The organism is Shewanella polaris, assembly GCF_006385555.1.
Classification (GTDB): Bacteria; Pseudomonadota; Gammaproteobacteria; order Enterobacterales; family Shewanellaceae; genus Shewanella; species Shewanella polaris.
In genome coordinates, this window is record NZ_CP041036.1 from 4,625,541 (window position 1) to 4,648,537 (window position 22,997).

At 40.8% G+C, this 22,997-nt stretch carries 25 protein-coding genes; 1 reads left to right on the plus strand and 24 read right to left on the minus strand.

The features are described from left to right. Window positions 1-19: 19 nt before the first annotated feature. From FH971_RS20230 to FH971_RS20315, 18 genes are all read right to left on the minus strand, one after another. The gene (locus FH971_RS20230) at window positions 20-790 is read right to left on the minus strand and encodes a DeoR/GlpR family DNA-binding transcription regulator (RefSeq protein WP_140235471.1); all 771 of its coding nucleotides are present in this window, start codon (window positions 788-790) and stop codon (window positions 20-22) included. Between the two features lie 161 nt (window positions 791-951). Beyond that, window positions 952-2,316 (minus strand): bifunctional UDP-N-acetylglucosamine diphosphorylase/glucosamine-1-phosphate N-acetyltransferase GlmU, encoded by a 1,365-nt coding sequence (glmU, locus tag FH971_RS20235; RefSeq protein WP_140235472.1) that lies wholly within the window; start codon window positions 2,314-2,316, stop codon window positions 952-954. 139 nt (window positions 2,317-2,455) lie between these two features. Further along, window positions 2,456-2,884, minus strand: a complete 429-nt coding sequence (locus tag FH971_RS20240; RefSeq protein ID WP_137224146.1) for a F0F1 ATP synthase subunit epsilon — start codon at window positions 2,882-2,884, stop codon at window positions 2,456-2,458. 36 nt (window positions 2,885-2,920) lie between these two features. After that, entirely contained in the window at window positions 2,921-4,312 is a 1,392-nt protein-coding gene (gene atpD / locus FH971_RS20245; RefSeq protein WP_137224144.1) for a F0F1 ATP synthase subunit beta, read from the minus strand. A 34-nt stretch (window positions 4,313-4,346) separates the two neighbouring features. Further along, on the minus strand, window positions 4,347-5,207 hold the full coding sequence (gene atpG / locus FH971_RS20250; protein WP_137224142.1) for a F0F1 ATP synthase subunit gamma: 861 nt from the start codon (window positions 5,205-5,207) through the stop codon (window positions 4,347-4,349). A 53-nt stretch (window positions 5,208-5,260) separates the two neighbouring features. Further along, window positions 5,261-6,802, minus strand: a complete 1,542-nt coding sequence (gene atpA, locus FH971_RS20255; protein WP_137224140.1) for a F0F1 ATP synthase subunit alpha — start codon at window positions 6,800-6,802, stop codon at window positions 5,261-5,263. A gap of 14 nt (window positions 6,803-6,816) precedes the next feature. Continuing rightward, window positions 6,817-7,350: a F0F1 ATP synthase subunit delta gene (gene atpH, locus FH971_RS20260; protein WP_137224138.1), complete on the minus strand. Its 534-nt coding sequence runs from the start codon at window positions 7,348-7,350 to the stop codon at window positions 6,817-6,819. Window positions 7,351-7,366: 16 nt separating this feature from the next. Continuing rightward, complete coding sequence (gene atpF, locus FH971_RS20265; RefSeq protein WP_137224136.1) at window positions 7,367-7,837, minus strand: F0F1 ATP synthase subunit B; 471 nt, start codon at window positions 7,835-7,837, stop codon at window positions 7,367-7,369. Window positions 7,838-7,874: 37 nt separating this feature from the next. Next, complete coding sequence (gene atpE / locus FH971_RS20270) at window positions 7,875-8,126, minus strand: F0F1 ATP synthase subunit C (protein ID WP_011639455.1); 252 nt, start codon at window positions 8,124-8,126, stop codon at window positions 7,875-7,877. Between the two features lie 64 nt (window positions 8,127-8,190). Continuing rightward, complete coding sequence (gene atpB / locus FH971_RS20275; protein WP_137224134.1) at window positions 8,191-8,985, minus strand: F0F1 ATP synthase subunit A; 795 nt, start codon at window positions 8,983-8,985, stop codon at window positions 8,191-8,193. 12 nt (window positions 8,986-8,997) lie between these two features. Continuing rightward, a complete protein-coding gene (locus tag FH971_RS20280; RefSeq protein WP_137224132.1) occupies window positions 8,998-9,381 on the minus strand; it encodes an ATP synthase subunit I in 384 nt (127 codons plus the stop codon). A gap of 225 nt (window positions 9,382-9,606) precedes the next feature. Continuing rightward, a complete protein-coding gene (locus tag FH971_RS20285) occupies window positions 9,607-10,488 on the minus strand; it encodes a ParB/RepB/Spo0J family partition protein (RefSeq protein ID WP_140235473.1) in 882 nt (293 codons plus the stop codon). A gap of 9 nt (window positions 10,489-10,497) precedes the next feature. Beyond that, entirely contained in the window at window positions 10,498-11,286 is a 789-nt protein-coding gene (locus FH971_RS20290; RefSeq protein WP_137224128.1) for a ParA family protein, read from the minus strand. A 63-nt stretch (window positions 11,287-11,349) separates the two neighbouring features. Then, window positions 11,350-11,970: a 16S rRNA (guanine(527)-N(7))-methyltransferase RsmG gene (rsmG, locus tag FH971_RS20295; protein WP_137224126.1), complete on the minus strand. Its 621-nt coding sequence runs from the start codon at window positions 11,968-11,970 to the stop codon at window positions 11,350-11,352. Between the two features lie 112 nt (window positions 11,971-12,082). Continuing rightward, window positions 12,083-13,972 (minus strand): tRNA uridine-5-carboxymethylaminomethyl(34) synthesis enzyme MnmG, encoded by a 1,890-nt coding sequence (gene mnmG / locus FH971_RS20300; RefSeq protein WP_137224124.1) that lies wholly within the window; start codon window positions 13,970-13,972, stop codon window positions 12,083-12,085. A 471-nt stretch (window positions 13,973-14,443) separates the two neighbouring features. Next, window positions 14,444-14,884: an FMN-binding protein MioC gene (gene mioC / locus FH971_RS20305; protein WP_140235474.1), complete on the minus strand. Its 441-nt coding sequence runs from the start codon at window positions 14,882-14,884 to the stop codon at window positions 14,444-14,446. A 283-nt stretch (window positions 14,885-15,167) separates the two neighbouring features. After that, the gene (gene fghA / locus FH971_RS20310; RefSeq protein WP_140235475.1) at window positions 15,168-16,013 is read right to left on the minus strand and encodes an S-formylglutathione hydrolase; all 846 of its coding nucleotides are present in this window, start codon (window positions 16,011-16,013) and stop codon (window positions 15,168-15,170) included. 73 nt (window positions 16,014-16,086) lie between these two features. Then, window positions 16,087-17,217, minus strand: a complete 1,131-nt coding sequence (locus tag FH971_RS20315) for an S-(hydroxymethyl)glutathione dehydrogenase/class III alcohol dehydrogenase (protein ID WP_140235476.1) — start codon at window positions 17,215-17,217, stop codon at window positions 16,087-16,089. A 141-nt stretch (window positions 17,218-17,358) separates the two neighbouring features. On the opposite strand from FH971_RS20315, the gene FH971_RS20320 reads away from it, so the two are divergent. Further along, on the plus strand, window positions 17,359-18,225 hold the full coding sequence (locus tag FH971_RS20320) for a LysR substrate-binding domain-containing protein (RefSeq protein WP_140235477.1): 867 nt from the start codon (window positions 17,359-17,361) through the stop codon (window positions 18,223-18,225). Here the strand turns inward: FH971_RS20320 and FH971_RS20325 are convergent, their stop codons facing one another. The 6 genes from FH971_RS20325 to rpmH form a co-directional block, all read right to left on the minus strand. After that, complete coding sequence (locus FH971_RS20325; protein WP_137224114.1) at window positions 18,226-18,840, minus strand: 3'-5' exonuclease; 615 nt, start codon at window positions 18,838-18,840, stop codon at window positions 18,226-18,228. Between the two features lie 10 nt (window positions 18,841-18,850). Beyond that, window positions 18,851-20,212: a tRNA uridine-5-carboxymethylaminomethyl(34) synthesis GTPase MnmE gene (gene mnmE, locus FH971_RS20330; protein ID WP_140235478.1), complete on the minus strand. Its 1,362-nt coding sequence runs from the start codon at window positions 20,210-20,212 to the stop codon at window positions 18,851-18,853. Window positions 20,213-20,293: 81 nt separating this feature from the next. Further along, window positions 20,294-21,922, minus strand: coding sequence for a membrane protein insertase YidC (gene yidC / locus FH971_RS20335; protein WP_140235479.1), 1,629 nt, complete (start codon window positions 21,920-21,922; stop codon window positions 20,294-20,296). Window positions 21,923-21,925: 3 nt separating this feature from the next. Further along, entirely contained in the window at window positions 21,926-22,180 is a 255-nt protein-coding gene (yidD, locus tag FH971_RS20340) for a membrane protein insertion efficiency factor YidD (RefSeq protein ID WP_137224108.1), read from the minus strand. After that, window positions 22,147-22,503, minus strand: a complete 357-nt coding sequence (rnpA, locus tag FH971_RS20345; RefSeq protein ID WP_137224106.1) for a ribonuclease P protein component — start codon at window positions 22,501-22,503, stop codon at window positions 22,147-22,149. The genes yidD and rnpA overlap by 34 nt, the downstream gene beginning before the upstream one ends. A 12-nt stretch (window positions 22,504-22,515) precedes the next feature. After that, window positions 22,516-22,653 carry a 50S ribosomal protein L34 gene (gene rpmH, locus FH971_RS20350; RefSeq protein ID WP_006083827.1) on the minus strand — a complete coding sequence of 46 codons (138 nt, stop codon included), beginning with the start codon at window positions 22,651-22,653 and terminating at the stop codon, window positions 22,516-22,518. Between the last annotated feature and the right edge of the window lie 344 nt (window positions 22,654-22,997).

Genomic DNA, 22,997 nt, shown 5'->3' on the forward strand with positions numbered 1-22,997 from the left:
TGTTTCAATTTAATTTTGTTTACTTAGCGTATGGCGCGAGTATGACTCTTACACCATGTGCTGAAATAGTGTTAACGGATTCTTGAGTGATGTTGTCGTCGGTAACTAAGACATTAACCACATCCCAAGGTAATTCTAGATTAGGGATCCGTCGGCCAATTTTAGTCGACTCTAATAGCACTACGACTTCACGAGACATTTCAGCCATCACTTTGCTTAGGCCGGTTAGTTCGTTAAATGTGGTGGTACCACGATCCAAATCAATGCCATCTGCACCGATAAATAATTGATCGAAATTATATGAACGTAATACTTGCTCTGCTACTTGGCCCTGAAAAGACTCTGAATGAGGATCCCAGGTGCCACCGGTCATCAATAATGTCGGCTCATTTTCAAGTTCATGAATGGCGTTTGCCAGTTGCAATGAATTAGTCATCACCACTAAACCGCGCTTATCATTAAGTTGCTGCACAAGACCAGAAGTAGTACTGCCGCTATCAATAATAATTCGGTTATGATCACGAATAAGCTCAGCAGCTTTAGCAGCAATCGCTTGCTTGTTTAAAGACAGTTTCTCATTGGTAATTTGAGTCATTTCTTGAGGAACAGGAACAGCCCCGCCATAACGTCGTAACAATAGCCCATGGGTTTCAAGCATGGCTAAGTCTTTGCGAATAGTGACTTCTGAAGTGGCAAATAAATTAGCCAGCTCATCGACACTGACTTCGCCTTGCTCATTAACCAATTTAATGATCGAATGGCGACGTTGTTGGGTATTACGTTTAGTCATTAAGCTTAATATCTTTCACATAAGTTTCAAAACGAAAGATATTTTAGCACCAAATGAAACTTTATCTAGTTTTTATGACCTGAATTTGAAATAAAAGCATAAAAAAACCTCTGTGATAAGCAGAGGCTTTTGACGTTTTTAGTTTTTAATTAAATCTGAATTTACTTTTTAATTTTTACTGGACGCTGCCAACCGGTAATATGGCGCTGTTTAACACGAGTGATCACCAGTTCATTTTCAGCAACATCTTTGGTGATAGTTGAACCAGCACCTAAAGTAGCATTTTTGCCTATGGTAACAGGTGCAATTAACTGAGTATCACTACCGACGAATACGCCATCTTCAATGGTAGTAATAAACTTATTAGCACCGTCGTAGTTACAGGTAATAGTACCTGCACCTATATTAACACCTGCACCAATAACAGCATCGCCTAAATAAGCCAAGTGGCCTGCTTTAGAACCTTTACCTAATACACTCTTTTTAATTTCAACAAAGTTGCCAATATGAGCGTCTTCTTTAAGCTCTGCTCCAGGGCGTAAACGAGCAAAAGGCCCAGCACTGGCAGCTTGTCCAAGCTTAGCGCCTTCAACAATAGTATAAGGTTTAATTTCGGCATTATCGGCAATATCACAATCAATCAAAATCGCACCAGCACCAATTGTGACGTTATTGCCTAAGGCCACTTTACCTTGAAAAATAACGTTAACATCAATCATCACATCCATACCAACCGTCACGTCGCCGCGAATATCAATACGGGCAGGATCACGTAAGTTAGCACCATCGAGCATCATTTTTTCAGCGGCACGAGCTTGGTAAGCACGCTCTAACTGGGCAAGTTGTACGCGGTTATTGGCGCCTTCAACTTCGATAGCAGATTGTGGTTGTGAGGTGGTAATCTCTACTCCATCGGCATTAGCCATAGCAATAATGTCAGTTAAATAGTATTCGCCTTGAGCATTGTTATTAGATAGACGATTTAACCATGCTTTTAACTGCTTACCTGGTACAGCCATAATGCCAGTATTTACTTCATTAATGGCTAACTGTTCATCGTTGGCATCTTTTTGTTCAATAATTCCAACAACGCGACCCTGCTCACGCACGATACGACCGTAACCAGTAGGGTTGGGCAAATTCACCGTCAATACTGCAAGACCATTAGCTGGGCGTACTGCCAATAATTCCTTTAGAGTTGATTGCTGAATAAGTGGTACATCACCATAAAGAATTAATACTGTATCATTGTCGTTAATGTTCGGGTTTGTTTGAGCAACCGCATGGCCAGTACCGAGTTGCTCTGCTTGTAAAACCCAATTTAATGCTTGCTCACCTAAAGCCGCTTGTAATTTATCAGCCCCATAGCCATATACTAATTGAATAGCTTGCGAACCGAGTGAATTTGCAGTGTCGATTACATGCTGAACCATACTTTTGTGGGCTATAGGATGCAGCACTTTAGGCAGATCTGAGCGCATCCGAGTTCCTTTACCTGCAGCTAAGATCACAACATTTAACGACATTGAGCATTCCTTTAATGAACCGATAGAGATTTGCTGACATTTTAACGGAATATCAACCAAAGGGAAAACACAGCTGGAGATTTAACCAATAAAAAAGGCGACTCATAAAGAGTCGCCTTTTAAGCGTCAAATAATCAGATTATCTGGTGATATTTTTTTTGATGCATTCAACAACACGTAATTGAGCCATAGACTTGGCTAACTCGATTACTGCAGCTTCATAATTGAAGTCAGATCCCGCGTTAGCAATTGCTTGCTCAGCATGTTCTTTGGCTGCTAAAGCAGCTTTCTCATCAATATCATCGGCACGTAATGCTACATCAGCAAGCACTGAAATTGCAGTCGGTTGCACTTCAAGTAAACCACCTGATAGATACAACACTTCTTCACTGCCATCTTGCTTGATAAAGCGCGCCATACCAGGCTTGATTTTTGTCAGTAACGCAACATGGTTAGGCATAATACCTAACTCACCTTCAGCACCAGTAACTTCTAAAAAGCTAACTTGGCCGTGGTAGATGCTATTTTCTGCACTAACAATATCAAGTTGGACTGTTTTGGCTGCCATCAAGTTCTCCTTAAAGAACTAAGCTTTACGGCCTAGTTATTTCTTTTTGTTAGCTTTTTCGACAGCTTCATCGATTGAGCCAACCATGTAGAACGCTTGCTCAGGGATGTGATCGAACTCACCATCCAAGATACCCTTAAAGCCACGAATAGTGTCTTTAAGAGAAACGTACTTACCTGGAGAACCAGTAAAGACTTCTGCTACGAAGAAAGGCTGAGACAAGAAACGCTCAATCTTACGTGCTCTGAATACCATGGTTTTGTCGTCATCTGACAATTCATCCATACCCAAAATAGCAATAATGTCTTTCAGCTCTTTATAACGCTGTAATACAGTTTGTACACCGTTTGCAACATCATAATGTTCTTGGCCAACAACCTGTGGATCTAACTGACGTGAAGTCGAATCCAATGGGTCAACCGCTGGGTAAATACCCAAAGAAGCAATTTGACGAGACAATACAACAGTCGCATCTAAGTGAGCGAAGGTTGTTGCTGGTGACGGATCAGTCAAGTCATCCGCGGGTACATATACTGCTTGTACAGAAGTAATCGAACCAGACTTAGTTGAAGTGATACGTTCTTGAAGAACACCCATCTCTTCAGCTAGTGTTGGCTGATAACCTACTGCAGAAGGCATACGACCTAATAGTGCAGATACTTCAGTACCAGCTAGGGTGTAACGGTAAATGTTGTCCACGAACAACAATACGTCACGACCTTCGTCACGGAACTTTTCAGCGATACTCAGGCCAGTTAACGCTACGCGTAAACGGTTTCCTGGAGGCTCGTTCATCTGACCATAAACCATGGCTACTTTGTCTAATACGCCTGAATCTTCCATCTCGTAGTAGAAGTCGTTACCCTCACGAGTACGCTCACCAACACCAGCGAAAACAGAAAGACCAGAGTGAGCTTTAGCGATGTTGTTAATCAGTTCCATCATGTTAACTGTTTTACCAACACCAGCACCACCGAACAGACCAACTTTACCACCTTTAGCGAAAGGACAAACAAGGTCGATAACCTTGATACCTGTCTCTAATAGCTCGGTTGAATTTGACTGATCTTCATATGAAGGAGCTGCACGGTGAATTTCATAACGCTCTTCTTCACCGATTGGACCCGCTTCATCAATTGGTTCGCCCAATACGTTCATAATACGGCCAAGGGTCTTAACCCCTACCGGAACAGAAATTGGTGAACCTGAGTTTGCTACCTCTAGACCACGACGCAGACCATCAGAAGAACCCATAGCGATGGTACGAACTACACCACCACCTAGCTGCTGCTGAACTTCCAGCACCAAACCATTGCAGGCGCCTTCGCCAGTGATCTTCAGAGCGTCATATACTCGAGGTACAGAATCTTGTGGAAACTCTACGTCCACAACCGCGCCAATTACTTGGACAACAGTACCTGTGCTCATGATTAATCCTCTAAACTTGATTTCGTTACCTAACCTAAACCGCTGCAGCGCCTGATACAATTTCCGACAGTTCTTGCGTAATCGCAGCCTGACGGGCCTTGTTATAGACGAGTTGCAGATCATCGATCATTTCGCCAGCGTTATCTGTTGCCGCTTTCATTGCTACCATACGGGCAGCCTGTTCAGAGGCAATATTTTCAACAACACCTTGATACACTTGAGACTCTATATAACGAGTTAACAATAAATCCAAAACTTCTTTTGGATCAGGCTCGTAAATATAATCCCAAGGGTAACTCGCTACTTCTTCATCTGACTTAGGTAAAGGTAGCAGCTGTTCGATCACAGGAGTCTGGCTCATAGTATTAACAAACTTGTTAAACACAATGTACAGACGATCCAGTGTTCCTTCGTTGTAAGCTTTTAACATGACACGTACCGTGCCAATTAAATCAGCAAGTTTTGGCGCATCGCCTAAACCTGATGCATGGGCGGATATTTCACCACCAAAGCTTTTAAAAAACTGAACAGAACGGGCACCAATTGGGCAAAACTCAATATCTGCGCCCTGTTCTTTCCATTTTTTAACGTCTGACACAACCTTTTTAAAGAGGTTGACGTTCAAACCACCACAAAGACCACGGTCGGTTGCTACAACAATATAACCAACCCGCTTGGCATCTCTCACCTCTAAATAGGGGTGTTTATACTCGAGAGTACCTTGCGCTACGTGACCGATCAACTTACGCATATTTTCAGCATATGGACGGCTCGCTGCCATGCGTTCCTGCGCTTTGCGCATTTTGCTAGCGGCTACCATTTCCATAGCAGAAGTGATCTTCTGAGTATTTTTAACACTCGCGATCTTAGTTTTAATCTCTTTAGCGCTGGTCATCTCTACTCTCCAATCTGGGACCAGAGGTGCCTAATGACACCCCGTGTTCATTATTACCAGGTTTGGGTTTCAATGAACTTGTCCATGCCCGCCTTTAACTCACCTTCAATATCAGCGTTATAATCGCCGCTAGCATTGATGGTGTTTATTAGGTCAGCATGTTGACTGTTCATGTATGAAAGCAGAGCGGCCTCAAAGCGACCGACTTCATTTAAAGCAACACCTTTAAGGTAGCCTTTTTCAGCTGCGAAAATAGACACAGCCTGGGCAGCAACGCTCATAGGAGCATATTGCTTTTGCTTCATTAATTCGGTTACACGCTCACCATGCTCAAGTTGAGCACGTGTTTCATCATCTAAATCAGATGCGAACTGTGAGAAAGCAGCAAGCTCTCGATACTGTGCAAGTGCAGTACGAATACCGCCAGACAGTTTCTTGATAATCTTTGTCTGCGCAGCACCACCAACACGAGAAACAGAAATACCTGGGTTAACAGCTGGACGTAAGCCCGAGTTAAACAAGTCTGTCTCAAGGAAGATCTGACCATCTGTAATAGAAATTACGTTGGTCGGTACGAACGCTGATACATCACCAGCTTGGGTTTCAATAATAGGTAAAGCCGTTAACGAACCGGTTTGACCTGTTACTGCACCTTTAGTGAATTTTTCTACATAATTTACGTTTACGCGTGAAGCACGCTCTAATAAACGAGAATGTAGATAGAATACGTCACCTGGGTATGCTTCACGTCCTGGTGGACGCTTCAATAGTAATGAAATTTGACGGTAAGCAACTGCTTGCTTAGACAAATCATCATATACGATTAAAGAATCTTCACCGCGATCACGGAAGTATTCACCCATAGAACAACCAGAATATGGTGCTAAATATTGCAGTGCTGCAGCTTCAGAAGCTGAGGCAACAACAACAATAGTGTTAGATAATGCACCATGTTCTTCAAGCTTGCGTACTACGTTAGCGATGGTAGAAGCTTTCTGACCAATAGCTACATAGACACACTTAATGCCTGAATCTTTCTGGTTGATAATTGCATCAATGGCCATCGCTGTTTTACCAGTCTGACGGTCACCAATAATCAATTCACGTTGACCACGACCAATAGGGATCATGGCATCAACGGCTTTATAACCAGTTTGAATTGGTTGATCTACTGATTTACGTTCAATAACACCTGGTGCAATCACTTCAACAGGAGAGAAACCATCGTTGTCGATAGGTCCTTTTCCATCAATAGGCTCACCTAGAGTGTTAACAACGCGGCCAAGTAGACCACGACCCACTGGTACTTCAAGAATACGACCAGTGGTTCTTACTTTATCACCTTCAGCTAAATTAGCGTAAGGTCCCATTACTACGGCGCCGACAGAATCACGTTCTAAGTTCAACGCGATTGCAAAACAGCCACCAGGCAGTTCGATCATTTCACCTTGCATTACATCGGCAAGGCCGTTAATGCGAATGATGCCGTCACTTACTGCAACGATTGTACCTTCGTTGCGAGCTTCACTAACGACGTCGAACTGCTCGATCCGCTGCTTAATCAGATCGCTGATTTCAGTGGAATTCAGTTGCATGCTCAAACTCCCAATTACGACTGCAGCTTATCAGACAAACGCGATAATTTACCGCTTACCGAGCCATCAATGACTAGGTCGCCTGATTTAATAATTACACCGCCAATAAGCGATGCATCGATGCTGCAATTCAGCTTAACTTTGCGTGCGAGACGTTTCTCTAGAGAAACACTAATTTGCTGCTGTTGCTCAGAGCTTAACTCAGTAGCAGAAACCACATCGGCTTCAACTTCTTTTGTCCACTCATTACGGTATTCAGCAAAAAGTAGCGATACTGTTGACAGTATCCCTAAACGACCGTTTTCAGCCATTACCTTTATCAGGTTTTGACCTTGCTCATTGACTTGCTCACCACATACTTTTATAAATAGTGAGGCAAGTTCAGTACTCGCTAAAGTACCATTAAGCAGTGGCTTTATTGATTCGTTTTCACTTACCAATGAAGCGAAAGTTAACATTTCTGTCCAACTTTCTACTGCTTTATGCTCAACAGCAAAATCAAAAGCTGCCTTTGCGTAAGGGCGAGCGATGGTGCTTAATTCAGCCATAACTCAACTCCCTTAATCAAATTTCAGCAACAAGTTTATTAACAATGTCACTGTGGGCTTCTGGATCAATCGCACGTTCTAGAATTTTCTCTGCACCAATAATGGCTAAAGAAGCAACTTGCTTGCGCAAATCATCTTTCATACGATTTCGTTCGTTTTCAATTTCTGCCTGACCCTGTGCGACTATTTTAGCTCGCTCAGTTTGTGCTTCAGCTTTTGCTTCTTCAACGATTTGAGCCTTACGCTTATTAGCTTGCTCAATAATTTCGTTGGAAGTAACTTTCGCATCTTTAATATGCTCAGTAGCTTTAATTTGTGCTAACTCTAGATCTTTTGCTGCACGGCCGGCATCTGCCAGACCATCAGCAATTTTCTTCTGGCGTTCTTCGATGGCATTCATCAACGGAGGCCATACAAACTTCATGCAAAACCACACGAAGAGAATAAAGGCAACCGTCTGACCGAATAGGGTAGCGTTGAAATTCACAACAGCCTCCTAGTTAGATTAAAGACAGAAGCATTAATTAAAGCATTGCACCCAATGGGTTAGTAAATAGCATAAATAGCGCAATACCTACACCGATCATAGTTACGGCGTCTAATAGACCCGCTACGATGAACATTTTAACTTGTAACATAGGAGCCATTTCTGGCTGACGAGCAGCACCTTCCAAAAACTTTCCACCTAAAAGGCCGAAACCGATAGCTGTTCCTAATGCACCCATACCAATAAGTAGAGCAACAGCAATAGCCGTCATTCCTAATACAGTTTCCATATCTATCTCCAATATTCTAAATCTTTGTTATTAATGATTTAGGTCAAAAAATTTTCGGTTACCCTTAATGATCTTCATGAGCCATGCTTAAATAAACAATGGTCAACATCATGAAAATAAATGCTTGTAAAGTAATAATTAAAATATGGAATATTAACCAACCTAGTTGTAATCCTACACCTAGAGCAGATAACGCCACATTAGAACCGTACATCAATGCAATAAGGATAAATATCAACTCACCAGCGTACAAGTTACCAAATAGTCGTAGAGCCAATGAAATAGGCTTCGCAACTAGAGTCACTGTTTCTAATAATAAGTTGACGGGTATCATTGCCCAATGGTTAAAAGGTTGAAGTGTTAACTCTTTAACAAAACCTGAAACACCTTTGACTTTAATGCTGTAGTAAATAATCAGCACAAACACACCAAGAGCTAAGCTGAAGGTAATGTTAACGTCGGTAGTTGGAACAACTTTTAGGTATGGTATACCTATGAAACTAGCTGCCCAAGGCAACCAATCTACAGGGAGCATATCCATGAAGTTCATCATGAAAATCCACACAAAAATTGTCAACGCTAAAGGTGCAATAACAGGATTGCGACCGTGAAAAGTTTCTTTCACGCTGCTATCAACGAACTCAACAATGATCTCGACAAAACATTGAAATTTGCCAGGAACACCAGTTGTCGCTTTTTTGCCGGCACTGTAAAACAGCCATAAGAACAACATTCCAAGCCCAACCGAAAAGAACAATGAATCAATGTTCCAAGTCCAAAACCCTTCACCAACAGTTAAATTGGTAAGGTGATGTTGGATATAGCTCTGCTGTGTTAACGCTTCACCAGTTGCAGACATGATTCATCCCACTTAACTTTGCTTGAAATATAAAGGTGCTATCCAATGTACTACTAGCGCTAACGAATAACAGCTAAAAAGTGGCATGAATCCGACTTTTAAATTGATAAACACTAACGAAAACAATGCAATGGTTAATAGCATCTTTACCGCTTCCCCCCAGTAAAAGCTTTTAATCACTTTTGCTGCTGAGCTTGCTCCACTATGTGAAAAAGCTAGGGTTGCGAATACAAAATTAGGAAGTACAGCGATAACTCCACCTGCAAGTGCAGATAGACCATACTGTGCTCCCCACATAACGAAAAAAAATATTGAAATAATACTCGCGACTGCCGCTTGTACCAGCACTAATTTATAGGCTGCTAACCTGCCACGACGCGCTAAAACATTACTCAACTTCATCTCTCCGCATTAATGCCTTTCGCGGTCTTAATGTTAAATTTAATATATTAAACTAGCCTTAAGATTCAAAAAGCCTGCAAAGTATACCTTTTCGCGCTTTGTTTGCAACTTTGATGATAGCAAAACAACGATTATGCACACGATTTAGCGCTAAATAATCAAAAACGAAAATAAGAGCTATGTCACAAACTTACTAATGAAATTGCTTTAATTCATATTTCATCGAATTTTACTCAAAATTCCGTCTAATTCAGCAAGATTCTGGTAATTTATTACAATTTTGCCTTTACCTTTACTGCCATGATTAATCGCAACCTTGGCACCGAGTCTTTCAATTAACTCTTGTTCTAAACGGCTAACATCATGATCTTTAGCTGGTGTTTCGGCGTCTTTAGCCGGATTCAAGGCTTTGTTGACTAATCGTTCAGTTTCTCGAACAGTCATTTCTTTTGAAGCCACTAATCGAGCCAAATTAGTCTGCTCATCACCCTCTAACGCTAATAGTGCACGGGCATGGCCCATGTCGATATCACCATTTTCCAACAAACGTTTAACAGGCTCATTTAGACTATTCAAACGTAATAAATTTGACACACTAACACGTGATTTTCCTACAGCATCAGCCACTTGTTGATGAGTTAACTCAAATTCTTCAAGTAATCGTTGTAATGCTATAGCTTCTTCCATTGCATTTAAATCTTCACGTTGAATATTCTCAATGAGAGCAATGGCAACTGCAGCATCGTCGGCAACTTGCTTAACAATACACGGGACGTTATTAAGTTTAGCTAATTGAGCCGCACGCCAACGACGTTCACCCGCGATGATTTCATAATTAGTTTCAGAAATTTTTCGGATAACAATTGGTTGTATAACACCTTGAGCACGAATAGATTCCGCAAGTTCTTCTAATGCTTCAGGCGACATATCTTTACGGGGTTGATATTTACCTGGCTGTAATAAATCAAGCTCAAGGTAAATTAAGTCGCTTTGTTTTGTTGTTTGTTGTTCTTCTGCTTGAGCATTTTTACGACTAGCGGCATTACTGTGGCTTAATAAGGCATCCAAGCCTTTACCTAAACCGCGTTTTTTTAACGTCATTTTTGTATCCTACGCTTGTTTGGGTTGAGTTAGCTGTTCTGCTCGGCGGATTATTTCACCTGCTAAGGCTAAATAGGCTTTAGCTCCAGCACTTGATTTGTCGTAATACATGGCAGGGGCACCAAAACTAGGTGCTTCAGCTAAACGAACATTTCGCGGTATGACCGTACGATACACTTTTTCACCAAAATGCTGTTTGAGTTGATCCGATACATCATTAGATAAACGATTGCGCGGATCGTACATTGTACGCAAAATACCTTCGATGCTTAATGTTGGATTAACCATTGCACTGAGTTTAGTAATAGTGTCAATTAATGCTGTTAAGCCTTCTAATGCATAATATTCGCATTGCATTGGCACAAGTACAGAATCGGCAGCAGACATTGCATTGACAGTTAACATATTGAGCGATGGTGGACAGTCAATAAAAATAAAATCGTAATCATCTTTGATCGGTGCCAATGCATTACGTAAGCGGATCTCACGGGCATAAAACTCCATCAATTTAATTTCAGCAGCGGTGACATCACCGTTACTTGCGATCAAATCGTATTTACCAATAGTATTTTTAATCACAATATCAGCAAACGGTTTTTCTTCGACCAATAAATCATAAGCAGTGTTGTCTACATCATATTTGTCTACTCCACTACCCATTGTTGCATTGCCTTGAGGATCTAAATCGACCAATAATACTTTACGCTTTGTGGCGGCAAGTGATGCGGCGAGATTAACGCAAGTTGTTGTTTTTCCTACGCCACCTTTCTGATTGGCTACGGCAATGATTTTACCCACAATGTCATCCTATCTGAATAATTATTGATGTCCGGTTAGCTTAATTAGCAAATGAAATACGCTTTATTGCTTAGCAATTTTTAATAAATGTCGCTGTTCATCTAACTTTGGTACATGCAATACAATGGTTTCTACCAACGAAAAACCTGCTGGTATCTCTTGTAATTCTTGTTGATTTAACTGGCCTTTTAACGCATAAAAAGTGCCTTTTTCAGTCGGCAAATGGTGACACCAACTAAGCATATCTTGTATTGATGCAAATGCGCGACTTAACACACCATCAAATTTAATCTCTGGCTCATATGCTTCAACACGACTTTCAACTGAAGTAATGTTTTTAATTTTTAATTCGAACTGAACCTGCTTTTGAAAACGGATCCGTTTCCCTAAACTATCAAGCAGTACAAACTCTTTATCGGGATTCATAATAGCTAATGGGATCCCTGGTAATCCAGGACCTGTACCTACATCGATAAAACGTGGCCCTTCAAGATAAGGAGAAACAGTCAAACTGTCCATAACATGACGAATTAACATTTGCTCAGGATCGCGAACCGAAGTGAGGTTATAAGCCTTATTCCATTTATCGAGCATTTCAACAAAACCCACTAATTGTTTTTGTTGTAATTCAGTGGCTGACATTTTCATTTCAGCTAAATAGGTTTTTAGTTGGGCAGATAACACAGAAAGCCTCGTAGGTTGCATGATAAAGACGGCAGTTATTATGAAGCCGTAGAAGCACTAAGGGAAGTCTTATGACTTCCCTTGTGTTATTGATTTGAAAAAAGAGCTAAATTTATGCTATTTTTCGCAATAAACCGCGTTTTTTCATATGTACTAACAGGATTGATATCGCAGCTGGAGTAATTCCAGAGATCCGCGATGCTTGTCCTACTGTATCAGGTTTATGGCTATTTAATTTGGCAATCACTTCATTTGATAACCCCGGCACTTCTTGATAATCCAGATCTAATGGTAATAATGAATTTTCATGGCGGATAGCTTTATCAATTTCTTCCTGTTGACGTTGTATATAACCCGAGTATTTAACTTGAATTTGTACTTGTTCAGCAGCTTGATTATCTTCGAGTCCAGGACCAAAACCCTCTAATGACATCAATTTTGCATAGTCCATTTCTGGACGACGTAATAAATCTTCAAATGATGCTTCACGTGAAATAGGAGTATTTAATTCTGGATTGAGTACGCCCAGTAAAGCTGAATTAGGGTGAACCCATTGGCTGCGTAAACGCTGAAGTTCTAATTCAATCGATTCTCTTTTGATAATAAATGATTCCCAGCGATTATCATCAACTAATCCAAGTTCACGGCCTTTTTCTGTTAAGCGTAAATCAGCATTATCTTCACGAAGTAATAAACGGTATTCTGCACGACTAGTAAACATGCGGTACGGTTCTTTTGTACCTAATGTAGATAAATCGTCAACTAAAACACCTAGATAAGCTTCATCACGACGAGGACACCAAGCAGTTTTGCCTTGTACTTGCAATGATGCATTCATCCCTGCAAGTAATCCTTGTGCTCCGGCTTCTTCATAACCTGTTGTTCCGTTAATTTGACCAGCAAAAAACAGTCCTTCAATGGCTTTGGTCTCTAATGAGTTTTTAAGATCTCGTGGATCAAAATAATCGTATTCTATGGCATAGCCAGGACGCATAATTTCAGCGTTTTCCATGCCTTTTATTGAACGAACTAAATTTAACTGTACATCAAATGGCAAACTGGTTGAGATGCCGTTTGGATAAATTTCATTAGTGCTTAGCCCTTCAGGCTCAATAAATATTTGATGCGACGATTTGTCTGCAAAACGGTGGATTTTGTCTTCAATAGATGGGCAATAACGTGGTCCGATCCCTTCTATAACACCTGAATACATAGGGCTTCGATCTAGTCCTCCACGGATAATGTCGTGGGTTTTCTCATTGGTATGAGTGATAAAACAAGAAACTTGTCTTGGATGCTGACTTACATCACCAATAAATGACATTACAGGTAATGGTGTGTCACCTTTTTGCTCGGTCATTTGTGAAAAATCAATGGTATTAGCATCAATACGTGGTGGGGTTCCGGTTTTTAAACGGCCAACACGGATATTTAATTCTCGTAAACGATTTGCTAATGCAATTGCCGGTGGATCACCTGCGCGACCACCACTGTAATTTTGCATACCAATATGGATTTTACCGCTTAAGAAAGTACCCGTTGTTAATACAATTGCTGGTGCTTCGAAAGCCAAACCCATTTGTGTTACTACACCAACAACTTTGTTATTTTCAACAACTAGGTCATCAACAGCTTGTTGGAAAATACGTAAATTAGGTTGATTTTGTAAAATATGCTGGATTTTTTGACGATATAACGCTCTGTCTGCCTGGGCTCGTGTAGCACGAACTGCTGGGCCTTTACTGGAATTTAACGTTCTAAATTGAATACCTGCAAAGTCAGTGGCTGTTGCCATTGCGCCACCTAAGGCATCAATTTCTTTTACCAAATGCCCTTTGCCAATTCCTCCAATAGCAGGATTACAAGACATTTGCCCAAGTGTGTCGATGTTATGGGTCAACAATAATGTTTTTGAGCCCATTCTTGCAGCTGCAAGTGCTGCTTCAGTTCCGGCATGACCACCACCAACAACAATTACATCAAACCGTTCATGAAAATGCATTATCTGACCTTTGATAGCTAAGAAAGTTAAATTCGAATTTAATCTTTTTTCGATTGGATCATTTTAGCACTTGCTTGTCTGAACGTGAACGATCATTTTTCACTGATTGATCAAGATGCGGTTTGCTTAATAGATCTTAAGATCTTTATATAGATCTTTTTATTATGTTTATTATTAGGATCGGACTTTTCTGTTGATAACTTTAATTTTGTTTTAAAATCATATGGTAAAGTTAAAACTAACCTGTGATCTGATCGCGATCAAACTCAAGATAACATGGGGATAGATCGGGTAGTTATCCACAAGGGTGATCATTGAGCAGATCGGACTGTGAATAGTACAGAGTTATGATCGCTAAAAATAATAGCTTATCCACAAAGTTATACTAAGAAGTAACATATTGTGGATAAGTATGATCTAATCTGTGGGTTGATCATGATTTATGCAGAAAATGATCTGACCTATATATGCTTAGATAAGATGTTGCCATTGCAATAACCACGCTAGAGCAGGTTCTTCAGGTATTGGATCTCGTTGGACGTCTATTTGGATCTTATCCACAATAGGCTTAGATCCATATTGTAAAAGTAGTGAGGTTATTTTTTCTGGTCCTTGGCAGAAAGTATCGTAACTAGAGTCACCAATTGCACATAAAGCGAACTTTATATGGTTAAGATCGGGCATTTCGATCATTAATTGCTTATGAAACGGTACTATATTGTCGGGCAGATCGCCTGCTCCATGAGTAGAACAGACTAGAATCCACACTGAAAAATCTGGTAATTCATTTATATTGGGCTCAATAAAGACCTCTGTTTGATGGTTTAACTCAGCAAGTTGAGCCGCCATTTCATCGGCAACATATTCTGAACCGCCTAATGTTGTGCCTACTAATAATGCTACTTTTGCCATCTTGACTCCAAATTATCTGTGTATTTCATTATTGCATCCCTGTTTTGATCGCTGTGGGGCGATGCATTTGGCTATTTTACTCGTTCAATTGCGATTAATGTTGGCTTATTTGTGTTTATAAAGGGGGATAACGGTGTAAATAAGTGTGCTTTAGGCGTTTTTAAGTGCTTTTATTTAGGCTTTGTTTATTGGTTAACATGAGTGTTTAATGTTTTTAGCATAAAAAAACGAGCCTTATAAGGCTCGTTGATATGGGGTTAATACTGCAGTATTACTTGGATAGCTAACTTAATGACAAATACTTTGCATGAAAACGCAAATGGTCTTCAATAAATGTCGCGATAAAATAATAGCTGTGGTCATAACCAGGCTGCATTCTTAGCTCAAGCGGATAACCTTTGTCTTTTGCTATTTTAACTAAGTCTTGTGGCTTTAATTGCTCATTCAAAAAATTGTCATTACTGCCTTGGTCCACCAGCGCGGGCACAAATTGTTGGCTATTGGCCATTAACTCGCAGCTATCGTATTGTTTCCATTGTTGCTGGTCATCACCTAAGTAACCGCGGAATGCTTTGATGCCCCATGGACAGTCCATTGGGTGACAAATAGGACTAAATGCTGACAAACTGTTATATTTGTGCGGATTTTTTAATCCGATAGTTAACGCGCCATGTCCACCCATTGAATGACCGCTAATACTGCGTTGCTCTGTTACTGGGAAATGGGCTTCAATTAATGCTGGCAATTCGTTTACCACGTAATCATACATTTGGTAATGCTGACTAAATGGTGGTTTAGTGGCATTTAGATAAAAGCCTGCACCTAAACCAAAGTCATAAGTGCCGTCAGCATCATCTGCGACATTTTCACCTCGTGGGCTGGTATCGGGTGCGACAATAGCCATGCCTAGCTCTGCTGCTATTCGCTGTGCACCTGCTTTTTGCATAAAGTTTTCATCAGTACAGGTAAGCCCTGACAACCAATATAAAACCGGTACTTTTTGGCTTTCGGCTTGTGGTGGTAAGTAAATAGCAAATCGCATGGTGCAATTAAGTGCACTTGATTGATGACTATATTGTTTATGCCAACCACCAAATGCTTTGGTACTGCTGATACTTTCAATGGTCATGATGTGTCCTTATTTGTCAGAACGCAATTAAGTGGTTTTACACTTAACTGCGCCTGTCACTATTAATTAAACGTTACTTGGCAAAGTGAATCACGCTGCGAATACTTTCACCTTTGTGCATTAAATCAAATGCATCATTAATGCCTTCAAGCCCCATCGTGTGAGTTATAAAGTGGTCAAGTTTAAATTCGCCAGCTAAGTATTGCTCAACAATACCCGGTAATTCACTACGTCCTTTAACGCCACCAAATGCACTTCCACGCCATACGCGACCAGTGACTAACTGGAATGGACGGGTTGATATTTCTTGGCCTGCACCTGCTACACCAATAATGACTGACTCGCCCCAACCTTTATGACAGCACTCTAATGCACTGCGCATTACATTGACATTACCAATACATTCAAATGAGAAATCGACACCACCGTCGGTCATTTCTACAATCACTTCTTGAATAGGCTTATCAAAGTTTTTAGGGTTAATGCAGTCGGTTGCACCTAATTTTTTGGCAAGTTCAAATTTAGATTCATTAAGATCAATACCAATAATCCGGCTCGCACCAGCCATGGTGGCGCCAATAATTGCCGATAAACCAATACCCCCTAAACCAAAAATAGCGACAGTATCACCTTTTTGAACTTTAGCTGTTTTCAGTACTGCCCCCATACCTGTTGTTACGCCACAGCCTAATAAACACACTTCTTCTAATGGCGCATCTTTACTGACTTTGGCTAATGATATTTCAGGTAATACTGTGTACTCAGAAAATGTTGAACAGCCCATGTAGTGAAAAATTGGCTTGCCGTCTTTAAAGAAACGCGTAGTGCCGTCTGGCATTAATCCTTTCCCTTGAGTTTCACGTACTGCGCTGCAAAGGTTAGTTTTACCAGAAGTACAGAACTTACATACCCCACATTCTGCTGTGTATAACGGAATAACATGATCGCCTACTTGTACGCTGGTAACCCCTTCACCGACCATATGAACTATGCCGCCACCTTCATGACCAAGAATTGCTGGGAATACTCCTTCAGGATCATCACCAGAAAGCGTAAATGCATCGGTATGACAAACCCCAGATGCCACAATACGTACCATGACTTCACCCGCTTTTGGGTACATTACATCGACTTCTTCTACCGATAATGGCTGGCCAGGTCCCCAAGCAATAGCGGCTTTTGATTTAATAAATTGTGCTGACATAAATGATTTCCTTAACATTAACGACCATGGTCAACATGGTTAAGAGGTATTACTACAGTGTAGTGTATTAAGTTATTGTATTTGTTTATCATAGAATGATAATCAGCTTATTTTGCAAATGACTTTTACGAGAATGTAATAATGATGAAATGGGAAGGCATTTTCGAATTTGTGGCAGTGGCTGAAACTGACAGTTTTACTGTGGCTGGTAAACGTTTGAGCATTTCAACAGCTCAAGTAAGTCGACAAATCAGTCAGCTTGAAAACCGTTTAAACACCAAATTATTTTATCGCACCACCCGTAAAGTATCGTTAACCGAAGAAGGTTCGGTTTATTATCGGCATTGTCGCCAAGTATTAAACAGTCTTGATGAAGCAGAACGAGCCATTTCAAGTTTAAAAGATAAGCCACAAGGACTTATTAGAATTACTGCGCCAGTGACTTATGGTGAAAAGTTTATAATGCCGATAGTGATTGATTTTATGCAGCAATATCCAGACATTGAAGTGATTTGTGAACTGACTAATCAGCAACTTGACTTGGTGGACGGTGGTTACGATTTGGCGATTAGGTTAGGGCGATTAACTAATTCGACTATGATGGCAAAGCGGCTTACTAGTCGAAGCCAATATGTGTGCGCAGCCCCGAGTTATATCGCTAAATACGGCACGCCTTATGCGTTATCGGAGTTAAGTCTGCATAATTGTTTAATCGGCAGTCAGTCACATTGGCATTTTGTTGAGCAAGGTAAACCTAAGACGGTAAAAGTGCATGGGTCTTTAGCTTGTAGCAGTGGTTTGAGTTTATTGAATGCAGCTATATGTGGTTTGGGGATTGTGCAGTTACCAGGATATTACGTCAATGATGCTATAGCAGAGGGGCAGTTAGTGGTATTGCTTGCTCCTTTTCAACAACCTAAAGAAGGTATTTGGGCTTTGTATCCGCATAATCGCCATTTATCACCCAAAGTGAGATTATTGGTCGATAAGTTATCGCAAGAGTTGTAACTAGCTCATCGTTCGCAAATAGCGTGCAATTTGAGCTTTTGGAAGGCTGGATATTTTATTGATTAGTTCAATGGTAATAGCTTGCTTGGGCAGTTGCTGCTGTAATACATCAATTTGATGTAACCATAAATGGCTGGTCATGGTGGCATCAGCCAAGGCTCGGTGAAACACACCATCGTTAGGTAACTGGTGATGATCTACAAGTGTGCCAAGCTTATGGTTGGGGGCTTCTTGGCTAATACGTCGAGACAATAATAACGAGCAAGCAAACTGACCATTGTAATGCAGTTTGCTATGACTAAATTCAGCATCGAGAAACTTTTTATCAAAGCTGGCATTGTGTGCCACCAAATTAAAACCATCAATAAACTTGGAAAACTGCCCCATAACTTGTTTGGATACTAGGGCATGTTTGAGCATGTCATTGCTAATACCTGTGTATTGCTCAATAAAGCTATTGACTCGCTGACCAGGATTAATCAATTCCTGAAAAGTATCGACTATTTGACCATTAACTAACTTAACCGCACCAATTTCTATGGCTCGGTCACCGTTATCTGGTGATAATCCTGTGGTTTCAAAATCGAGCACCACAACTTGGTTAGCGAGTTTCATCAATTTACACCTATTTACCAATACAGAATGAACCAAAAATCTTGCCCAATAGATCATCTGAGGTGAATTTACCCGTGATTTCAGATAAGGCCATTTGTGTCATGCGCAGTTCTTCTGCTAGTAACTCTCCAGCTAAATACACTTCAAGTTGTTCTTTACCCAGCTGTAAGTGATTTGCGGCAAGCTCGAGCGCTTCTAAATGACGGCGACGGGCAATAAAGCCACCTTCTAAGTTACTTTGGTAACCCATTAATGATTTGAGATGTTGCTTTAACTCATCAACTCCTAAACCTGTTTTAGCTGATATCCGATAAACGCTGTAGCCTTGTTCTTCGGTGTTATTTAAGGTTTCACCGGTTAAGTCTGCTTTATTGCGTATAACAGTCACTCCGAGTTTTGCTGGCAGGCGGTCGATAAAGTCGGGCCAAATTTCGTGCGGGTTTATGGCGTCAGTTGTGGTGCCATCTACCATAAACAAAACTCTATCAGCACTGGCTATTTCGGCCCATGCACGCTCAATACCTATTTGTTCAACGGTGTCGAGTGTATCTCGTAACCCTGCGGTATCGATGATGTGCAGTGGCATTCCGTCTAAGTGGATATGTTCGCGAAGTACATCGCGAGTTGTGCCTGCTATTTCAGTCACAATGGCTGACTCTTTACCTGCTAATGCATTAAGTAAGCTTGATTTACCGGCATTAGGGCGGCCGGCAATCACAACCTTCATTCCTTCGCGGATAATTGAACCTTGCTTGGCGCTGGCTTGTACAGTGTCTAGTTTGCTGATTATTTTATATAACGCGTTGGCAATTTTACCATCGGATAGAAAGTCGACTTCCTCATCGGGAAAATCAATCGCGGCTTCTACATATAAGCGTAGATTGGTGACTTGGTCGACAAGCTCATGTACTTCTTTTGAGAATTCACCTTGTAGTGATTGCAACGCACTTTTTGCTGCTTGTTCACTGGTGGCATCAATTAAGTCTGCAATGGCTTCTGCTTGAGTTAAGTCGAGCTTATCGTTCATAAAGGCTTGTTCGCTGAACTCACCAGGTCTAGCAATGCGAATACCGTCTATTTCCATGACACGCTTAATTAGCATATCAAGTACTATTTGGCCGCCATGGCCTTGGAGTTCTAATACATCTTCGCCGGTAAATGAATTTGGTCCTTTAAAAAATAGCGCAATACCTTGATCAATCACCTGACCGTCTGCATTGTTAAAGTCACAATATTCTGCGTAACGAGTTTTAGGCACATGGCCAATAATCGCTGTTGCTACATTAGTGGCTAAATCACCAGAAATGCGAATGATACCTACGCCACCTCGTCCTGGGGCGGTGGCTTGTGCCACAATAGTGTCTGTTGTCACGGTATTACCTATAAAATTGATAAAGGAAAAGGCGGCTAATCAGCCGCCTTTTTAATCAGTTATACCACATTGAGCTTAGGCTTATTTTATGCCATTTTTCTCAAGGCCTGCATAAATAATTTTCTGCTGTGTGATTGCAACTAAGTTACCCACTAACCAGTAAAGTACTAGACCTGCTGGGAACCATAAGAAGAATACGGTAAAGATAACTGGCATCCACTGCATCATTTTCACTTGCATTGGATCCATTGTTGGCGCTATCGGTTGCATTTTCTGCATCAAGAACATTGATAAGCCCATTAACAATGGTAATACATAGTATGGATCTTGAACCGATAAATCAGTAATCCAAAGCATGAATGGCGCATGGCGTAATTCATAGCTTTCTAGTAGTACCCAGTATAATGCGATGAAAATTGGCATCTGTAACAGAATAGGTAAGCAACCGCCCATAGGGTTTACTTTTTCTTTTTTATACAACTCCATCATAGCCTGACCCATCTTTTGACGGTCATCACCAAAACGTTCTTTCATCTCTGCCAATTTAGGCTGGAGATTACGCATTTTGGCCATAGAGGTATATTGCTTCTTCGTAAGCGGATATAGACCACCACGGACGGTGAGTGTTATCAAAATAATAGCCACACCCCAGTTACCCACAAATGATTGATAGAACATCAATAACCAATGGATTGGAATAGCTAACCACCATAAGAAACCGTAATCAACAACCAAGTTTAAGGTTTCAGAAATAGCTGAAAGTGCTTTTTGATTTTTTGGGCCGACATAAAACTGTGAGCTAATTTCTTTTGCTGTACCTGGTGCAATATCATATACCGCGCCACGGAAACCAATATTAGCTAATCCACCAGCACTCATACTTGAGAAAATGGTGTTTGAATCTGTTGCTGGTGGAACCCAAGCAGACACAAAGTAATGTTGTAGCATTGCAGCCCAACCACCCAGTGTGACTTTATTGAGATTCTTTTCAGCCATATCGTCAAAGTTATATTTCTCATAACGAGTATCTTGAGATGAGAATGCTGCACCACGATAGGTTGGCATCATCATGCTGCTTTCTGATTCTTTAACCGATTGCTTGATTTGGCCATACATTTGCACTTGTAAAGGTGCTGCAGAAGTATTGTTGATACTGTAATCAACTTTTACATCGTATTGACCCCGTGTAAAAGTAAAGTTTTTTACGTAGGTAACACCGTTGTTTGCAGTATAAGTTAATGGCACTGTTAGTGTGTCTTTACCATCTGCTAACGAATATGAATTAGCTTGAACACTATAAGTTGCACGACCATTAGCACTACTATCGATACCATCTCGACCAATGAGTCCACTTTGAGCTATATATGTAAAATCGTTGTGTTGCTCTAAAATGACAAATGGATCATTACTGTTTATTTCGCGTTTATGAGCCACTAATGCTGCATAAACAATGTCACCACCAATCGGATTGATTTTAATCTCAAGCTGATCAGTTTTAACGCTAATAAGGTTTTTAGTTGCAGGTAATTCTACTGGTACTCCAGTTATATCTGCTTCAGGAACGTCAGCACTGTGTTGCGATGCCGCGTTAGTTTGACTAACAGTTTGAGTCGCTGCTGGTTGTGGTGCTTTATCTGTTTGCCATTGCTGCCACATTAAAAAGCTGACAAACAGTAAACCGATTAGCAATATATTGCGTTGAGATTCCATAGCCTATTTATTACACCTGTCATTTTTAGGGGGGACGGGATCACTACCGCCGGGATGTAAAGGGTGACATTTTAATATGCGTTTCATAGCAAGCCAACTACCTTTCACTGTTCCATGAGTTTTTATTGCTTCTATAGCGTAATAAGAACAAGTTGGATTGAACCGACACCGCGGTCCCAATAAAGGGCTGATAATAATTTGGTAACCACGAATAACCGTAGTTGCTAGCCATTGTAACGGCGATTGAGTTTGCGCCATAGCTTTTCTATTAATTTGTGTAGTTCTGCATTTTCCATTTCCATCACGCCATTTCTGACTAATACAACGATATCGATATCTGGGATGTCGTGTTGATGTAAACGAAAACTATCTCTTATCACACGCTTAATACGATTACGTTGGTTTGCACGTTTAACAAAACGTTTGGCCACAGTTAATCCTAAACGAGGATGTTGCTCTGAATTTGGAATTGCGAGCAGAGTTATTTCAGCAGAGGATGCTTTGATTGGATTGGAGAATACAGATTTAAATTGCGCGGGAGTTAACAAACGTAACTCCCGCGAAAAGGTATAGCTAGTCACCTAGTTATCTACTTACGCAGATAAACGAGCGCGACCTTTCGCACGACGACGTGCAAGCACCTTACGGCCGCCTACAGTAGCCATACGAGCGCGGAAGCCGTGAGAACGCTTGCGCTTCAGGTTGCTAGGTTGAAAAGTACGTTTACTCATGATGGCAATCCGTCTTTGTTAGTGAATTTACCTTAGCTCCAAAATTAGAGGTAAGGGCAAAAAAGAGGCCGAATTGTAATCACTTTAAATGCTACCGTCAATAACGAAAGTACTTATATGATAAATTTCTGCCAAACTTTATTTTAATCTACTATCGATTAAGCACCAGAAGATGTGGATAAGTCTGTGTACAGACACTATATCTTGTGGATCTTTACTCGTATTAATAGATCAAAGAATCGCTATTATAGATCAAGTTGGATCGGTTAATAAAGCTGGATCTGCTTGAATTTTACAAATAATGGATCGAATTTGATCTTTGATGATCACTGATCTATACACAG

What these genes read in the sequence shown, in the direction of transcription:
- yidC (WP_140235479.1), bottom strand. Translation starts at nt 21,922, where the DNA reads ATGGAATCTCAACGCAATATATTGCTAATCGGTTTACTGTTTGTCAGC.
- mnmG (WP_137224124.1), bottom strand. Translation starts at nt 13,972, where the DNA reads ATGCATTTTCATGAACGGTTTGATGTAATTGTTGTTGGTGGTGGTCAT.
- FH971_RS20325 (WP_137224114.1), bottom strand. Translation starts at nt 18,840, where the DNA reads ATGAAACTCGCTAACCAAGTTGTGGTGCTCGATTTTGAAACCACAGGA.
- mioC (WP_140235474.1), bottom strand. Translation starts at nt 14,884, where the DNA reads ATGGCAAAAGTAGCATTATTAGTAGGCACAACATTAGGCGGTTCAGAA.
- FH971_RS20320 (WP_140235477.1), top strand. Translation starts at nt 17,359, where the DNA reads ATGATGAAATGGGAAGGCATTTTCGAATTTGTGGCAGTGGCTGAAACT.
- FH971_RS20240 (WP_137224146.1), bottom strand. Translation starts at nt 2,884, where the DNA reads ATGGCAGCCAAAACAGTCCAACTTGATATTGTTAGTGCAGAAAATAGC.
- yidD (WP_137224108.1), bottom strand. Translation starts at nt 22,180, where the DNA reads ATGGCGCAAACTCAATCGCCGTTACAATGGCTAGCAACTACGGTTATT.
- FH971_RS20285 (WP_140235473.1), bottom strand. Translation starts at nt 10,488, where the DNA reads ATGACGTTAAAAAAACGCGGTTTAGGTAAAGGCTTGGATGCCTTATTA.
- atpB (WP_137224134.1), bottom strand. Translation starts at nt 8,985, where the DNA reads ATGTCTGCAACTGGTGAAGCGTTAACACAGCAGAGCTATATCCAACAT.
- atpD (WP_137224144.1), bottom strand. Translation starts at nt 4,312, where the DNA reads ATGAGCACAGGTACTGTTGTCCAAGTAATTGGCGCGGTTGTGGACGTA.
- FH971_RS20230 (WP_140235471.1), bottom strand. Translation starts at nt 790, where the DNA reads ATGACTAAACGTAATACCCAACAACGTCGCCATTCGATCATTAAATTG.
- glmU (WP_140235472.1), bottom strand. Translation starts at nt 2,316, where the DNA reads ATGTCGTTAAATGTTGTGATCTTAGCTGCAGGTAAAGGAACTCGGATG.
- fghA (WP_140235475.1), bottom strand. Translation starts at nt 16,013, where the DNA reads ATGACCATTGAAAGTATCAGCAGTACCAAAGCATTTGGTGGTTGGCAT.
- FH971_RS20315 (WP_140235476.1), bottom strand. Translation starts at nt 17,217, where the DNA reads ATGTCAGCACAATTTATTAAATCAAAAGCCGCTATTGCTTGGGGACCT.
- rpmH (WP_006083827.1), bottom strand. Translation starts at nt 22,653, where the DNA reads ATGAGTAAACGTACTTTTCAACCTAGCAACCTGAAGCGCAAGCGTTCT.
- atpE (WP_011639455.1), bottom strand. Translation starts at nt 8,126, where the DNA reads ATGGAAACTGTATTAGGAATGACGGCTATTGCTGTTGCTCTACTTATT.
- atpG (WP_137224142.1), bottom strand. Translation starts at nt 5,207, where the DNA reads ATGACCAGCGCTAAAGAGATTAAAACTAAGATCGCGAGTGTTAAAAAT.
- atpA (WP_137224140.1), bottom strand. Translation starts at nt 6,802, where the DNA reads ATGCAACTGAATTCCACTGAAATCAGCGATCTGATTAAGCAGCGGATC.
- atpH (WP_137224138.1), bottom strand. Translation starts at nt 7,350, where the DNA reads ATGGCTGAATTAAGCACCATCGCTCGCCCTTACGCAAAGGCAGCTTTT.